Genomic DNA, 14,701 nt, shown 5'->3' with positions numbered 1-14,701 from the left:
TGCTCTCCCATGCCATGCAGGCCCCCCGCGGCAAGTTGCGGGTCAGCCTGCCCACCATCGGTTACAGGTTTCTATTTGCGCATATGGTCGCCTTCAGGCGGGCCTACCCGGAAATTGAGTTGGAGCTGGATTTCAACGACCACCTGGTGGATGTGATCGAGGAAGGCTTCGACGTGGTGATCCGCAGCGGCGGTCTGGCCGATTCGACCTTGATGGCGCGCCGACTCGGGCCATTTCGCTTTGTGTTGTGTGCATCGCCTGAGTACCTGCGTGCGAACGGTCGGCCAGCAACCCTCAGTGACCTTGAGCGCCACCAATGCCTGCGTTATCGCTTCGCCACCACCGGCAAAATCATGGAGTGGACCTTATCCGCCAACCCGGCGATCACCCAATTACGGCTGCCCACGGCGCTGACGTTGAACAATATGGAAGCGATGCTTCGGGCCGCAATCGATGGCCATGGCATCGCTTACGTGCCGGACTTCCTGGCCCGTGAGGCGCTGGCCCAGGCGCAGTTGGAAACCGTGTTGGACGGGCACTCTGATGACCAAGGCCAATTCTGGGCGCTGTGGCCTTCCAGCCGGCACCTGTCGCCAAAGATCCGGGTGTTTGTGGACTTTGTTGCTGAACGCCTGTTCACAGCCCCATCAACCGATACCCCACCTGCAACTCGGTAATAAAATGCTGCGGCTGCGCCGGATCCGCCTCCAGTTTTTGCCGCAAGTGCGCCATGTGTACACGCAGATAGTGCGGGCGGTCGATGTAGTCCAGCCCCCACACTTCGAGCAATAACTGCCGATGTGTCAGCACCCGGCTCTGGCCGCGAATCATTGCGCAGAGCAGGCGGTACTCGATGGGTGTGAGGTGCACCGGCTGGCTCTGGCGCCACACTTCGTGGGTCGACAGGTCGACTTCAATTTCGCCAAACGCCACCTTGCTGGTCGCCGCCACGGCGCCGGTCTGCCCGTGCCGGCGCAGTTGTGCGCGGATGCGAGCGAGCAATTCGGGCACGCCGAACGGCTTGGTCAGGTAATCATCGGCCCCTGCGTCCAAAGCGGCGACTTTCTCTTCTTCGCGATCACGCGCCGACAACACCAGAATCGGCACCGCCAGCCAACCACGCAACTCACTGATCAGTTGCTTGCCATCGCCATCGGGCAAGCCGAGGTCGACGATCACCAGGTCCGGTTGACGGCTGGCGGCATGAATCAGCGCACGTTTGACGCTGTCGGCTTCGAACACCTGAAAGCCTTCATCTTGCAGGGCGATCCCGACAAAGCGGCGGATATTGGCTTCGTCTTCAACAATCAAAATGCGTGCAGTGCTCATAGGTTTTCCATGGCCGGCGGGGTGCCGGCCGGTAAGGTGATGATGAAGTGCATGCCGCACGTCTCAAGCGGGTGGGTGTGGATATGCCCGCCATGGGCCTCAACGATGCGTTTGGCCAGCGCCAGGCCCAGGCCGATGCCCGTGACGGAAGATTCCTGCTGGCCACGTGCGAAAGGTTCGAACAGGTTGGCGGGAGCCTTGCCCGGGCCGTTGTCGCTGACTTCCAGCACGATGCTGTCCGAAACTTTGCTGCCAGTGACGGTAATGAGGGTGCCCGCCGGCGTGTATTTGGCGGCGTTATCCAGCAGGTTGACCAGCACCCGCTCGATCAGCAGGGCGTCGATATCCACCAGCGGCAACTGTGAATCCAACAGGGTTTGCACGCGGTGGTGTGCCAACGGCTCACGCAACTGGCGCAGGGCGCTGCCGACGATTTCTTCCAGCGAATGCCACTGCCGGTTCAGGCGCACGCCGCGCTCTTGCATGCGCGCCATGTCCAGCAGGTTTTCGATCAGCCGCTGCATCGATGTAGCTTGTTCATGGATGCCGTGCAGCAATTCGGTCAGCGGACCTGGCGGGGCATGGGGCAGGGCGGTGTCGGCGGCGCCGATCAGGGTGGTCAGGGGCGTGCGCAAGTCGTGGGAAATAGCGGCGAGCAGGGTGTTGCGCATCTTCTCGCCTTCCATCTGCACCAGCGTGCTTTGCGCCACTTCGACGAAATGCACGCGCTCCAGCGCAATCGCCAATTGGCTCATGCAGGCTTCCAGCAGACGGCGCTCCTGCGGGTCGTTCAGGCGCTCGCTCTGGGCCAGTTCCAGTACCAGCACGCCGCGCACGCGCATCGGCGCTTTGAGCGGTAAGTAACAACCTTTGGCTGCTGACAAGGTGTCGGTGCCATGGCCTGCGGCTTGGCCATGGTCGTAAGTCCATTGGGCGATGCTTTCGTCAATCGGCAAGCCGCTGGCACTCACGCTGTGCACGCCATCGGCGGCGTCCGGCAGCGCCAGGCCGACGCGTGCTTCGAACACGCCACTGAAGGTGCGCAGCGCGACTTCGCTGATGTGCTCTACGGTCAGTGCCGCCGACAAGTCGCGAGCCAGCCGCGCCAAAGAGGTAGCGCGCCGTTCGCGCGCGGCCGCCGTGCGTGCTTCATGGCGCAGGCGGGCGGTGAGTTGCCCGGTGATCAAGGCAATGCCGAGCATCAGCGCAAAGGTGAAGAAATACTGAGTGTCGTTGACGGTGAACGAGTAGCGCGGCTGTACGAAAAAGAAGTCGAAACACAGCACCGCAAGCATCGCCGCCCACACACCGGGGCCGCGCCCATAACGCAAGGCCACCAGCACCACGGTGAGCAAAAACAGCATGACCACGTTGGCCAGGTCGAACACTTGCAGCAGCAATGCAGCGACGGCGCTGGCGCTGAAGCAGGCGAGTGTGGCCCACAGGTAGGCCAAGGCGCGGCCGGGGGGCAGCGAGGGTTTTTCGAGGGTCGGCGCAGGCCCGGGCAAGACGCTGTGAGCGATCACGATCTGATCGATCTGCGGGTGATGTCGGCTGATCCGGTCGCTGACCGACTGATGCCAGAAGCGCCAGGCCCGACGCGGATGATGGCCGAGCACCAGGCGATTGGCGTTGTGTTCGCGGGCGCAGGCGGCCAGGGCTTCAGCCACGTCCATGCCCGGCAGCGTCGCGGTATCGGCGCCGAATTCGCTGGCCAGGCTCAGGGTTTTCATCGCCGTGAGGTAACGCTTGGCGCCGCTGCCTTGGGCCGTTGCGACATGCACGACGATCCAGTCAGCTTCGAGCTTTTGCGCCAATCGTGCAGCTTCGCGCACCAGGCGTTCATCACCGGCGTCGCCCGCCACACCTACCAGCAAGCGTTCGCGGGCTGGCCACAGGGCTTTGATCGACTGTTCGCGACGGTACACGCGCATTTGCGCGTCGACCCGATCCGCCGTGCGCCGCAGCGCCAGCTCGCGCAGGGCCAACAGGTTGCCCTTGCGGAAAAAATGCTGTGCGGCGCGCTCCGCTTGCGGGCCGAGATAGACCTTGCCGTCCTTCAAGCGTTGCAGCAAATCGTCGGGCGGCAGGTCGATCACCACCACGTCATGGGCGTTATCAAACACGTGGTCCGGTACGGTTTCGCGCACGCGAATGCCGATGATGCCGCTGACCAGATCATTCAGGCTTTCCAGGTGCTGGACGTTGAGCGTGGTCCATACATCGATACCGGCGCTGAGCAGTTCTTCAACGTCTTGCCAGCGTTTGGGATGCCGCGAGCCAGGCGCGTTGCTGTGGGCCAACTCGTCCACCAGCAATACGGCGGGCTGCCTGCGCAACGCGGCGTCGAGGTCGAATTCGCTGAGCGCAAAATCGTGGTGCAGCAAGGCAGCGCGGGGCAGTTGCTCCAGGCCGTCGAGCCGCTCGGCAGTCTCCGTGCGGCCGTGGGTTTCTACTACGCCGGCAAGCACATCACGGCCCAGGGCGACTTCGCGTTGCGCCGCCGCGAGCATGGCGCAGGTCTTGCCCACCCCGGCATTTGAGCCGAAGTAAATACGCAATTTGCCGCGCAAGGCGGCCTGTTCTTCGAGCTGTACCCGCGCGAGCAAGGCGTCGGGGTCGGGGCGTTCGTGGTTGAGTGCGGGCATGTTCTTCCTGTTGAATACAACACGATTAACTGTGGGAGCTGGCTTGTTGTGGCGAGCAAGCTTGCTTGCGCTGGGGTGCGAAGCACCCCCAAAAAGCCAGCTCCCACATTGGGTTTGTGGTGTTACACCAAGCCCAATCCACTCAGCAGCATGTCGATCACCTTGATCCCGGCAAACGGCACCAGCACGCCGCCCAGGCCGTAGACCAACAGGTTGCGGTTAAGCAACGCCGCTGCGCCGATGGCCCGGTACTTCACGCCGCGCAAGGCCAGCGGAATCAACGCGACAATGATCAGCGCGTTAAAAATCACCGCGCTCAAAATTGCCGAATTGGGGCTGCTCAGGTGCATCACGTTCAAGGCGCCCAGCTGTGGGTAGGTGGCGACAAACGCCGCCGGGATGATTGCGAAGTACTTGGCTACATCATTGGCCACGCTGAACGTGGTGAGCGCGCCACGGGTCATGAGCATCTGTTTGCCGACCTCGACCACTTCGATCAGCTTGGTCGGGTTGCTGTCGAGGTCGACCATGTTGCCGGCCTCTTTGGCCGCCTGGGTGCCGCTGTTCATCGCCACGGCCACGTCGGCCTGGGCCAGCGCAGGTGCGTCGTTGGTGCCGTCGCCGGTCATGGCTACCAGCTTGCCCTGGGCCTGGTAGTCGCGGATCAGTTGCAGCTTGTCTTCCGGGCGGGCTTCGGCGAGGAAGTCATCGACACCGGCTTCCACCGCAATCGCAGCGGCGGTCAGGCGGTTGTCGCCGGTGATCATCACGGTCTTGATGCCCATGCGCCGCAACTCGGCGAAGCGCTCCTTGATGCCGCCTTTCACCACGTCCTTAAGCTCAACCACGCCCAAGGCCTTGGCACCGTCGCTGACCACCAGCGGTGTGCTGCCGCGCCGCGAGACTTCATCGACCTTGGCCTGCAATGCCGCCGGGAAACTCCCACCCAGGGTTTCGATATGGCTGCGAATCGCATCCGCCGCGCCTTTGCGAATCGCCCGGCCGTCGGCCAGGTCGACGCCGCTCATGCGGGTTTGCGCGGTGAAGTGCACAAAGCGTGCGCCCAGGGCGTTGATGTCCCGCGCACGGATGTCGAATTTTTGCTTGGCCAGTACCACAATGCTGCGGCCTTCCGGGGTTTCGTCTGCCAGTGAGGCGAGTTGCGCGGCGTCAGCCAGTTCAGCTTCCTTCACGCCGGGTGCCGGCAAAAAGCTGCTTGCCTGGCGATTGCCCAAGGTGATGGTGCCGGTCTTGTCCAGCAGCAACACGTCGACATCACCCGCCGCCTCGACGGCACGGCCGGAGGTGGCAATCACATTGGCCGACATCATGCGGCTCATGCCCGCCACGCCGATGGCGGAGAGCAGGCCGCCGATGGTGGTGGGGATCAGGCACACCAGCAACGCCACCAACACCGTGGCGCTGATCACGCTGCCATTGCCGCTCATGGCCACGGCGAAGATCGAGTAGGGGCTCAGCGTGGCGATCACCAGCAGGAACAACAGGGTCAGGCCCACCAGCAGAATCGTCAGCGCGACTTCATTCGGTGTCTTCTGGCGCTTGGCCGATTCGACCATCGAGATCACGCGGTCCAGGAACGATTCGCCGGGGTTGACGCTGATGCGCACCACCAGCCAGTCCGACAGCACCCGCGTGCCGCCGGTGACCGACGAAAAGTCGCCACCGGCCTCGCGGATCACCGGCGCCGATTCGCCGGTAATTGCGCTTTCATCCACCGACGCCACGCCTTCAATCACCACGCCGTCGAGCGGCACCAGATCACCGGCTTCGATCAACACTACGTTGTCCTTGCGCAGCAGGCTCGCCTCCAGCGGCAGCCACGCTGCACCGTGGCGCGGTTGCTGCAGCAATTTGGCCAGGGTCTGGCGTTTCATGCCGCGCAGGCTCGCGGCCTGGGCACGGCTGCGCCCTTCGGCCAGGGCTTCGGCGAAGTTGGCGAACAGCACGGTAAACCACAGCCACAAGGTGATGCTGAGGATAAAACCGCTGGGCGCTTCACCCTTGCCGCCCAGGGACTGGAACCACAGCAAGGTGGTGAGAATGCTGCCCAGGTACACCACGAACATCACCGGGTTTTTCCACTGGGCCTGGGGCAGCAATTTCTTCAGTGCATCGACGCCGGCAGTGAGCACGATGCGCCGGTCAAACAGAGGTAAACGAGCATTTTTCATGAAGGAATCTCTTACTCACTGAGCGCAATAGAGGGCTGACGCGCATCCAGCGCCACGTTGAGTTGCAGCACATTCACCCGTGGCTCGCCGAGCAGGCCGAAGGTGCGTGCAGCGGTGTGGTCGTTGAGCAGTTGCAGCAGCTCGGGTTCGGGGATGTGCCGCAGGCGCGCCACGCGTGCCAACTGCAGGCGGGCGTTGGCCACCGAGATATGCGGGTCGAGGCCAGAGGCTGAGGCGGTGACTGCGTCCACCGGCACCGGGGCGTCAGCGGCCAGGCCGTTATCCTGGCGATAGGCTTTGGCGCGGGCAGCCACCTGGTCGAGCAGTTTTTGGCTGGTAGGGCCGAGGTTGCTGGCGCCGCTTGCGCCTGCGTTGTAGGGCTGCGGCACGCTTTTGCTCGGGTCTTGCGGATCAGCGCCGAGGGTCATGCTGGGGCGGCCCTGGAAGTACTCCGGCTTGGTGAAATTCTGGCCGATCAGCACCGAGCCGATCACCCGCCCATCGCGTTCAATCAGCGAACCTTGAGCCTGAAACGGGAACAGCCATTGCGCGGCCACGGTGGTGAACGCCGGGTAAACCAGCCCGGTCAGCAGCATGAAAAACACCGCCGACACCAGCACCGGGCGCAGCAGCCCTTTGAAGATCGATTGAGTGGTCATCAACATGTCCTTAGTTGTAGGTCTGGCCGGACAGCAACTGCAGTTGCTCCACCAGCGGGCCAAGCGCGAGCGCGGGCAAGAAGGTCAGGCCACCGACCACCAGCACCACGAACACCACCAGCAACATGAACAGCGGGGTCGCGGTAGGAATGGTGCCTGCGCCGGCCGGCACGGTTTTTTTCATCGCCAGGGAACCGGCCACGGCGAGCATCGGCAGCATCGTGAAGAAGCGCCCGATCAGCATCGCAAGGCCAATGGTGGTGTTAAAAAACGGTGTATTGGCATTCAGCCCGGCGAACGCCGAACCGTTGTTGGCGGTGCCGGAGGTGTAGGCGTACAGCACCTCGCTGAAACCGTGCGGGCCAAGGTTGTTGAGACTGGCCAGGGTGTCTGGCCACAGGGCGGCGAGGGCGGTGAAACCCAGGATACTGACCGGGTGCGCGAGCACCGAGAGCATCACCAGTTTCATCTCGCGGGCCTCGATTTTCTTGCCAAGAAATTCCGGGCTGCGGCCGATCATCATGCCCACCAGAAACACCGTGAGCAGCGCGTACTGGATCAGGTTGATAAAGCCCACGCCGTCACCGCCGAACACGCAGTTGAGCATCATCTGCGCCAGGGGCACGAAGCCGCCCATGGGCGTCAGCGAGTCGTGCATGGTATTGACCGAGCCGGTGGTGGCTGCCGTGGTGGTGGCGATAAACAAGCTGCTGTCGGCAATGCCGAAACGCAGTTCCTTGCCTTCCATGTTGCCGCCGCTTTGCTCGATCGACAGCACCTGGTTGGCGCCGGCCTGGGTCAGCAACGGGTTGCCGGTTTGCTCGGCGCCATACACCAGCGCAAGAAAGCCGATAAACATCACCAGGAAGGTGCCGAAAAACACCCAGCCCTGACGGCGTTGCAACAGCATGCTGCCAAAGGTGTAGGTCAGCGCCGAGGGGATCAACAGCATGCTGAGGATGTGCAGGATGTTGGTCAGCGGCGTCGGGTTTTCGAACGGGTGCGCGGCGTTCATGCTGAAGAAACCGCCGCCGTTGGTGCCGATGTGCTTGATCGATTCAAAGCTGGCAACCGCGCCGACGATCAGCTGTTGTTGCGCGCCTTCCAATGTTGTCGCCAGGGCTTGGGAGGCTAAGGTTTGCGGCATGCCCTGCCACACATACACCAGCGCCATGCCCACGCACAGCGGCAGCATCACGCGGTAGAGCGTGCGGGTGAAGTCGACCCAGAAGTTGCCGATATCGGCCGCGCTTGAGCGGCTCAAGCCACGTATAAAACCGGCGGCCGCCACCACGCCGGAGGTGGCACCGACAAACATCAAAAAGGTAATGACCGCCATCTGGCTGAAGTTCGACAGGCTGGTTTCGCCCGAATACGCCTGCCAGTTGGTGTTGGTGATAAAGGACACGGCGGTGTTGAACGCCAGGTCCGGGGTTTGCGCAGCCAACCCCAGGGGGTTGATCGGCGTTACCGCCTGCAGGCGCAGGATGCTGTAGCCCAGCAGCATCATCGCCGCGTTCGACAGCAACAGCGCTGAACCGTAGCGGCCCCAGCTCATGGTTTCCAATGGGTTGATGCCCAGCAGGCGGTAGGTAAAACGTTCCGGCAAGGCGTGGCGGTTCCCGGTGAATACCCGGGTCAGCCACTTGCCCATGAGCACGGCAAGCGCGGTCATCAACCCCAGGACCAGCGAAAATTCCAGCAAAGTGCTTAGCATGTCGTGGCTCCGTTCAAAGCTTGCCCATGGCGACAATGGCCATGGCAGTCGCAACAAAAAACACCAGGGAGAGGCCCATAAACATCACGTCGTACATGGCGGGCTCCCTAGAACTTTTCGGCGCGAATGAGGGCGTAGCCCAAGTAAGCGAACAGCCCCACGGCGCATAAGCCGCTGGCCACATAAATGAACGTTAGTGTCAGCACGGTGTAACTCCCCTTGTTGAGTAAGCCGGGGAGGTTAGGCGCTCTTGTATCAAGCTCGGGCACTGATTACGGCGGGCGGTATTAAGACGGTATATAGAAGATTTTAGGCTGGGCACACGAAAACAAGGGATAGCCCGCGGGTGGCTGATCCCTTGAAAGTCTGGGGTTCTGCTGATTTCGTTGACCAGCTTATTTGGCTTTCTTTTTCTTCTCGCTGCGGGTGGCGAGGTGTTCGAAGCAAAACGCGGCGGTGCCGAAGAGCGCAATCATTGACAGGACGACCATGCCTAAAGTTGAACTTTCCACGATGACTTCCTACGGGTTTTGGAGGTAGGAAGTGACGGTAGAGTTTAGGGCTTAGTTGTTCAATAGAGGCGACGTAATCGTTATGGGGAACTTCGGATTTATACGGATTCTTTACGGTGATCGGCTTTTCTGTTCGATCGTTCCCACGCTTTGCGTGGGAATGCATCCTGTGACGCTCCGCGTCACGCCCCTTAACTGCGGACGCAGAGCGTCCAAGACGGCATTCCCACGCGGAGCGTGGGAACGATCATAACCTCACAAATTCCGACTATGCCGATAGTCGCTCACCGCCTCATACACCGCCTTGCGCAACCGGTTGATCCCACCAATCGGCCGATGCGCCTCCAGCCCGAACCACGGGTTGAACGACTGGTTATCACAGGCAAGATTCAACGCGGGCGTATCAAAGTCCTGTGCAGGAATCCGCACCTTGGCCACTGTCTCATAGGGCGCATCACTTTCCTTCCATTCGATGCTGGTGTCTTCGATCGGCATGAATTTCTGCGGATTTTGCCGCTGAATCTGCAACACAAAACACGCCGGTACACGGTCGGTGGACAGTTGCTGGTTCAGTGCGCTGCGCAGAAAGTTCGGCAGGTCCTGATTCTGCTTGGGCAACACATATTCCGGGCAACTCTGCGGGTCGGGTGCTACACGAAACTTGGCATTTGCCGCGCCAAATTTGTAGGGGGAAACCGAAAAGTACGTCGTCTGCGTCGGGCTCGCCGGAGCGGGCGCCAGGGTGGCCAGGGCGATAAACAGGTGGCGCACTTGCCAACTGCGCGGGTCGGCTTTAGGGAAGAACGCCAACACCTTTTTGCCGTCAGCCTGGGCGCCGATGTTCTGCGCGTATTCGGCCACATCACTGACAAAAAAGTTCGGGTGGCTGAACATCACAAAGTCTTGTTCGGTGCGCGTTTGTTGGTCGGCCATCAACTGTTTGCCTGGCACATCCAGCAGCTTGATCGCCATGCCTCGCGCATCGCGGATGCTGTCGAACTGCGGGTAGGCGTTGCCGTTGGACAGGCGCATCTGCGCCTGCCAGGTCTTGCCAGGTTCAGCGAATACGCCTTGGCGCAGCGCCGGGTCGAGGTCCGTCAGCACGCTGACTTCGGACTTAACGCAGCCGTGGGCCTTGGCATGCGCGTCACGCAGGTAGCGCGTGCCTTCGCGATGCTGATCGACGATGCGCACTGCCGTCTGGATGATGCCTTGGGTCATGGCTGTTTCGCCGGGCGGGATCTGTTCATCCGGCGACACCGGGCCGCTGTGTTGCCAGGCGAACCAGGCCGTGGCGAACAGCCAGCCCAGCAGCCCCAAACCCAGCAGCCACAGCAGGGTTTTACCGAGAAAGGCGCCCAGGCGTAGCCAGAGGCGTGCGAGCAGCGAACGTTGGTTGTATTGAGATCGGATAATCATGGCAGTGGTTGCTCCAGCGGGCCGCCCAGCACTTTGAGGTATTCCAGCAGCGCCCAGCGTTCCTGCGGCAGCAAGCCACGGCCGATCACGCCATTGCCACGTTTGCCATCACGGAATTCGTGACCGCTGTTGTGGTTGCCGGTTATTTTGGTATCGAACAAAAATGCGTTTTTGAACGCACCCGTTTCAAAGCCCAAATGACGCGGGTCGTAATTGAACGTGCCTTTGTAGAAGGTGGTGCTGCGCTCGTCCTGGGGCGAGAGCAATTGATAGATCGTCGGCACCGAGCCGTTGTGCAGTAATGGTGGTGTGGCCCATACGCCGGCCAGCGGTCGGGCCTTGTAGGCGCGCAATTCACGCACACCGATGGGCAGGCCAAAACCATTCAGGCCTGGGCGTTCGGCCGGGGTTACACCGGCGGCGCGGTAGGCGTGTGCTTCGACGAAGGCAGTGACGTAGGCCAGGCCTTGGGCCACCGACAGGTTGTGCAGGTCCAGCGGTGCGGTGGGCGTGGGGTGCAGCTCGACATTGAGCTTGGCCAGTTCCGCCGGGTCCCACTGCAGGGCGCTGAGGTCATAGCGCTGGTCGGCGATGTTATTGGCCGTGCCTGGGTCGGTACCGATGTAGTCCACGGGCAACATCTTCAGTTGCTGCACCGGGCGGCCGTTTTCCTGCGTGACTGCAGGCACATGGCAACCGGCGCAGTTCTCGGCGAACAGCGCGCGGCCTTGGGCGGCGAGGGGCTTGTCGATGGCGCCGAACAGGTCTTGCGGCCAGGTCGGCGGCTTGAGGCGTTGCAGGGTTTCTTCGATCCGGTTGAGGTCGCGCACGCGCACGCTGGAAGGGTAACGGGCATCGCCCTGGAGGGGTTGGCCGGCCGCGTCGAAAAAGGCCAGGGTCGCACCCACGCCCAAGGCCTCGCCGATGTTACGTGCCATGGGCTGCTGGGCCGAACCGTTCCATTGCACCCAGTCGAAGGTCCAGATATCCCACAGGTGCGGGTAGTCCACCGGCGCATTGGCGACCCGGTAGTTAGCCGGCGAGATAGCGTCGCCGAAGCTGGCATTGGCGATGCGGCCAAAGGCGTCAGTGCGGCCCGGTCCTTCTTCGGTGGGGTAGAGGCCACGGTGCGTGTCGTTCCAGGCGACTTTAAGGAACTGGTTCAGCGACTGCTTGAAGTCCTGACGCAGCTGTTGCTTGTTGTGATCGTCATAATCGTGGCCGAGCACGTTGTGGGCGAAGCGATCGAACTTCCAGGGCAGGTAATAGGTGGCGGCAAGACTGGCAACCAAGGCCTGGCCGAAACTGCCACCACGCAAGGTCGGTACGCTGGACGGCAGCACATGCTGGGCCGAACCGCCGTCGATGCGCAGCGCCTGGTTTTTGAAGTGCAGCTCGCCGGTGTGGCAGGCGGCGCAGGTGATGTCCAGGTACTGCACCTGGCTGCCGGCGTTCTGGTGCCGGGCGAAACCCACCGGCAGGTTGCCGGGGTTTTGTGCGCTGGGCACCTGCTTGGGATCGACCAGAAAGCCGAAGCGTGCGAGGTAGTCGGGTGTGGCAAAACGCCGGTCCGAAAAGGGCAGTTCGAGGGCGGTGAACCAATCGTAATGCAGGCCTTTTACCTGGGTGCCCTGGGGCGTGAAGTAGTAGGTCTGGCGATCGGCGTCGCTCCATTGTTGCTGATAGTGCACCTGCTCCACGGGCACGTAGTCCGGCAGCTTGGGGTTGAGGGCGTAATAGAAGACCACGCCCAGCAGCAAACCCAGGGCGAGCAATATCAGAAGTAAAACACGGGAAAAAATGCGCAAGATGGCTATCCTTGTCTCGGCCTTGTCGAGTTGTAGCGTTCTTATGCCATTGCGTCACAGGTGCGGCAAGTGGCCAGCAGCCTGGTTGCGAATGGTCCCGCGATCCTTCGCGGGCCTCCATAATGAATGAAAATGCTTTTAAACACGTGAACTTATCAGAAGTTTCCTGCTCACATGCCGGTAGCCATTGGTCGTGGCCGCCTGATAAGCTCGCGACTTTACTCGAATGCCCTTTTGGCGCACGAACAAGGAAATAGCATGAAACAGCATCGGTTGGCGGCGGCGGTGGCCCTGGTTAGCCTGGTACTTGCGGGTTGTGATTCGCAGACCAGCGTAGAGCTGAAAACCCCGGCGCAGAAAGCTTCCTACGGCATCGGCCTGAACATGGGCAAAAGCCTTGCTCAAGAAGGCATGGATGACCTGGACTCCAAAGCGGTAGCCCAAGGCATCGAAGATGCCGTCGGCAAGAAAGAACAGAAGCTGAAGGACGACGAACTGGTTGAAGCGTTTGCCGCACTGCAAAAGCGTGCTGAAGAACGCATGACCAAAATGAGCGAAGAGTCGGCAGCCGCCGGCAAGAAATTCCTCGAAGACAACGCCAAGAAAGACGGCGTAGTCACTACCGCTTCCGGTCTGCAATACAAGATCGTGAAGAAGGCCGACGGCGCTCAGCCTAAGCCGACCGACGTAGTGACTGTTCACTACACCGGCAAGCTCACCAACGGCACCACCTTTGACAGCTCCGTAGATCGCGGCAGCCCGATTGACCTGCCGGTCAGCGGCGTGATCCCGGGTTGGGTCGAAGGCCTGCAACTGATGCACGTGGGCGAGAAGGTCGAGTTGTACATCCCGTCCGACCTGGCCTACGGCGCACAGAGCCCGAGCCCGGCGATTCCAGCCAACTCCGTGCTGGTATTCGACCTGGAACTGCTGGCCATCAAGGACCCAGCCAAGGCTGAAGCCCCTGACGCACCTGCGGCGCCAGCTGCCAAGAAGTAATCGGCACCTGAACACACAACGCCCCGTTTTTACGGGGCGTTGTTGTTTCTGGCGTTTGCATGATTGTTCCCACGCTCTGCGTGGGAACACATCCGGTGACGCTCTGCGTCACATGTGCCTTGGGGCGGCATTCCCACCCAGAGCGTGGTAAGGATCGCAAATCCGACCGAACCCCTGGAAACTGTCACAGTCTGATATAAGACTCGAGCACGGGTAGCCGCACATCAATGCCAAGTCAATGAATTCTTGGGTTTTTTTTATGTGCGCAAAAAACGCCCGATCTGACTGCAAGCCTTGTAAATCGCGGCTTTCAGCCGATAAAACAGGCTCTGTTCACAAGGTTATCCACAATTTGTGTGGATAACCTTTTATGTCGCCTGGAACTGGAGTGACCGATGAAACCACCCTTCAATTTCACCCGTTTCCTGCCCATGGCCGCACGCTTGCTTGGTCGTGGCCGGTTGCCGACCCTGCTGTTCGCCGTGGCCGCCAAAGGCTCAAGCCAGGGCAATCGGCTGGGTAAACTCAAGGATGATCTCAAATTGCTCCAGGCCTTGTGCCTGGCTTACTGGCGCGGTGAGTATCGCGCCATAAGCCCCAAGGCGCTGATCTCGGTAGTGGCGGGGCTGATGTACTTCCTCAGCCCGATTGACGCGATCCCGGACTTTATCCCGGTGTTCGGCATGCTCGATGACATTGCCGTGCTGGCATGGGTCATGAAGACCCTGGACGGCGAACTGAGCGCGTTTCGCGCTTGGCGCGACGCCCAGCGCCCGGAAAAACTCGCGGTGGTTGAGCGGCTGCCTGCGACGCCTACGCTGTTGGCCCAGGAAAACCCGCAAAAAAACTGAACACGCTTATATCCCCCTGCGACCTTTGTGGCTGTTAGGATTACACTTCTAAGGAAAGAACTTACTTAGTAAGTGTTGTTATCCTACGGGGCAGTCATGGATATTCAGATAATTTCACGCGATGGCGCACCCGAGTATGCGGTGCTGCCATGGGACCAGTACCAGGCGCTACTAAAAGCAGCCGGTCAGCAACAGCCTGTCGCCACTCCTTCTTCTACCGCTCAGGTCGCGCCCGATCAGGCTTTACGCCCGCTCGCGGACCTGCGCGGCCTGCGTGAGGCCAAGGGCTTGGCCATTGAAAGCCTGGCCCGCACCGTGGGCATCAGCCCTTCGTACCTCGGATTGATTGAAAGTGGTGAACGCCAGCCGGATGCCGCCATCCGCCGCAGCCTGGCCTGGGAATTGGGCGTTGCAGGTTGGAGGGATGAATCTTGAGTCTACGAATCAGTCGTCAACATTGGGATGGGTTACTCAACGAACTGGACCAGGCGCGCCGCCAGCGCCATTTGCTCACCTACCGCGCGCTGCTGGAGCGCCTGCAATTTCCCACGCCGGCCATGCAAACCC

At 61.2% G+C, this 14,701-nt stretch carries 12 protein-coding genes; 4 read left to right on the top strand and 8 right to left on the bottom strand.

The features are described 5' to 3' along the window. The coding region (locus FEM54_RS08835) for a LysR substrate-binding domain-containing protein (protein ID WP_138450466.1) at positions 1-677 on the top strand (677 nt) is incomplete at its 5' end. Here FEM54_RS08835 and FEM54_RS08830 read toward each other — a convergent pair. The 8 genes from FEM54_RS08830 to FEM54_RS08795 all read right to left on the bottom strand — a co-directional run bounded on the left by FEM54_RS08830 (position 637) and on the right by FEM54_RS08795 (position 12,284). Continuing rightward, on the bottom strand, positions 637-1,329 hold the full coding sequence (locus FEM54_RS08830; RefSeq protein WP_138450464.1) for a response regulator: 693 nt from the start codon (positions 1,327-1,329) through the stop codon (positions 637-639). The two genes, FEM54_RS08835 and FEM54_RS08830, sit on opposite strands and share 41 nt — an antisense overlap. Then, positions 1,326-3,977: a sensor histidine kinase gene (locus tag FEM54_RS08825; protein WP_138450462.1), complete on the bottom strand. Its 2,652-nt coding sequence runs from the start codon at positions 3,975-3,977 to the stop codon at positions 1,326-1,328. Before FEM54_RS08825 ends, FEM54_RS08830 begins: the two co-directional genes overlap by 4 nt. Positions 3,978-4,099: 122 nt before the next feature. Then, positions 4,100-6,169 (bottom strand): potassium-transporting ATPase subunit KdpB, encoded by a 2,070-nt coding sequence (gene kdpB / locus FEM54_RS08820; protein ID WP_138450459.1) that lies wholly within the window; start codon positions 6,167-6,169, stop codon positions 4,100-4,102. Positions 6,170-6,180: 11 nt separating this feature from the next. Then, on the bottom strand, positions 6,181-6,828 hold the full coding sequence (gene kdpC / locus FEM54_RS08815) for a K(+)-transporting ATPase subunit C (protein WP_138450457.1): 648 nt from the start codon (positions 6,826-6,828) through the stop codon (positions 6,181-6,183). A gap of 10 nt (positions 6,829-6,838) precedes the next feature. Next, positions 6,839-8,545, bottom strand: coding sequence for a potassium-transporting ATPase subunit KdpA (kdpA, locus tag FEM54_RS08810; protein ID WP_017136381.1), 1,707 nt, complete (start codon positions 8,543-8,545; stop codon positions 6,839-6,841). 107 nt (positions 8,546-8,652) lie between these two features. Next, positions 8,653-8,727 (bottom strand): K(+)-transporting ATPase subunit F, encoded by a 75-nt coding sequence (kdpF, locus tag FEM54_RS34595; protein WP_225933057.1) that lies wholly within the window; start codon positions 8,725-8,727, stop codon positions 8,653-8,655. A 585-nt stretch (positions 8,728-9,312) separates the two neighbouring features. Next, positions 9,313-10,476 carry a catalase family protein gene (locus FEM54_RS08800; protein ID WP_138450455.1) on the bottom strand — a complete coding sequence of 388 codons (1,164 nt, stop codon included), beginning with the start codon at positions 10,474-10,476 and terminating at the stop codon, positions 9,313-9,315. After that, positions 10,473-12,284: a di-heme-cytochrome C peroxidase gene (locus FEM54_RS08795; protein WP_138450453.1), complete on the bottom strand. Its 1,812-nt coding sequence runs from the start codon at positions 12,282-12,284 to the stop codon at positions 10,473-10,475. The genes FEM54_RS08800 and FEM54_RS08795 overlap by 4 nt, the downstream gene beginning before the upstream one ends. A 258-nt stretch (positions 12,285-12,542) precedes the next feature. On the opposite strand from FEM54_RS08795, the gene FEM54_RS08790 reads away from it, so the two are divergent. From FEM54_RS08790 to FEM54_RS08780, 3 genes are all read left to right on the top strand, one after another. Further along, complete coding sequence (locus FEM54_RS08790) at positions 12,543-13,283, top strand: BamJ family beta-barrel-assembly machinery protein (RefSeq protein WP_017136377.1); 741 nt, start codon at positions 12,543-12,545, stop codon at positions 13,281-13,283. 395 nt (positions 13,284-13,678) lie between these two features. Further along, positions 13,679-14,134 (top strand): YkvA family protein, encoded by a 456-nt coding sequence (locus FEM54_RS08785; RefSeq protein ID WP_138450451.1) that lies wholly within the window; start codon positions 13,679-13,681, stop codon positions 14,132-14,134. Positions 14,135-14,230: 96 nt separating this feature from the next. Then, positions 14,231-14,569 carry a helix-turn-helix domain-containing protein gene (locus FEM54_RS08780; RefSeq protein WP_026013635.1) on the top strand — a complete coding sequence of 113 codons (339 nt, stop codon included), beginning with the start codon at positions 14,231-14,233 and terminating at the stop codon, positions 14,567-14,569. Positions 14,570-14,701: the final 132 nt, after the last annotated feature.

The sequence above is a fragment of the Pseudomonas edaphica genome (genome assembly GCF_005863185.1).
GTDB lineage: Bacteria > Pseudomonadota > Gammaproteobacteria > Pseudomonadales > Pseudomonadaceae > Aquipseudomonas > Aquipseudomonas edaphica.
Note: the sequence above shows the minus strand (reverse complement) of the source record. Positions and strands in the feature narration are given on the sequence as shown.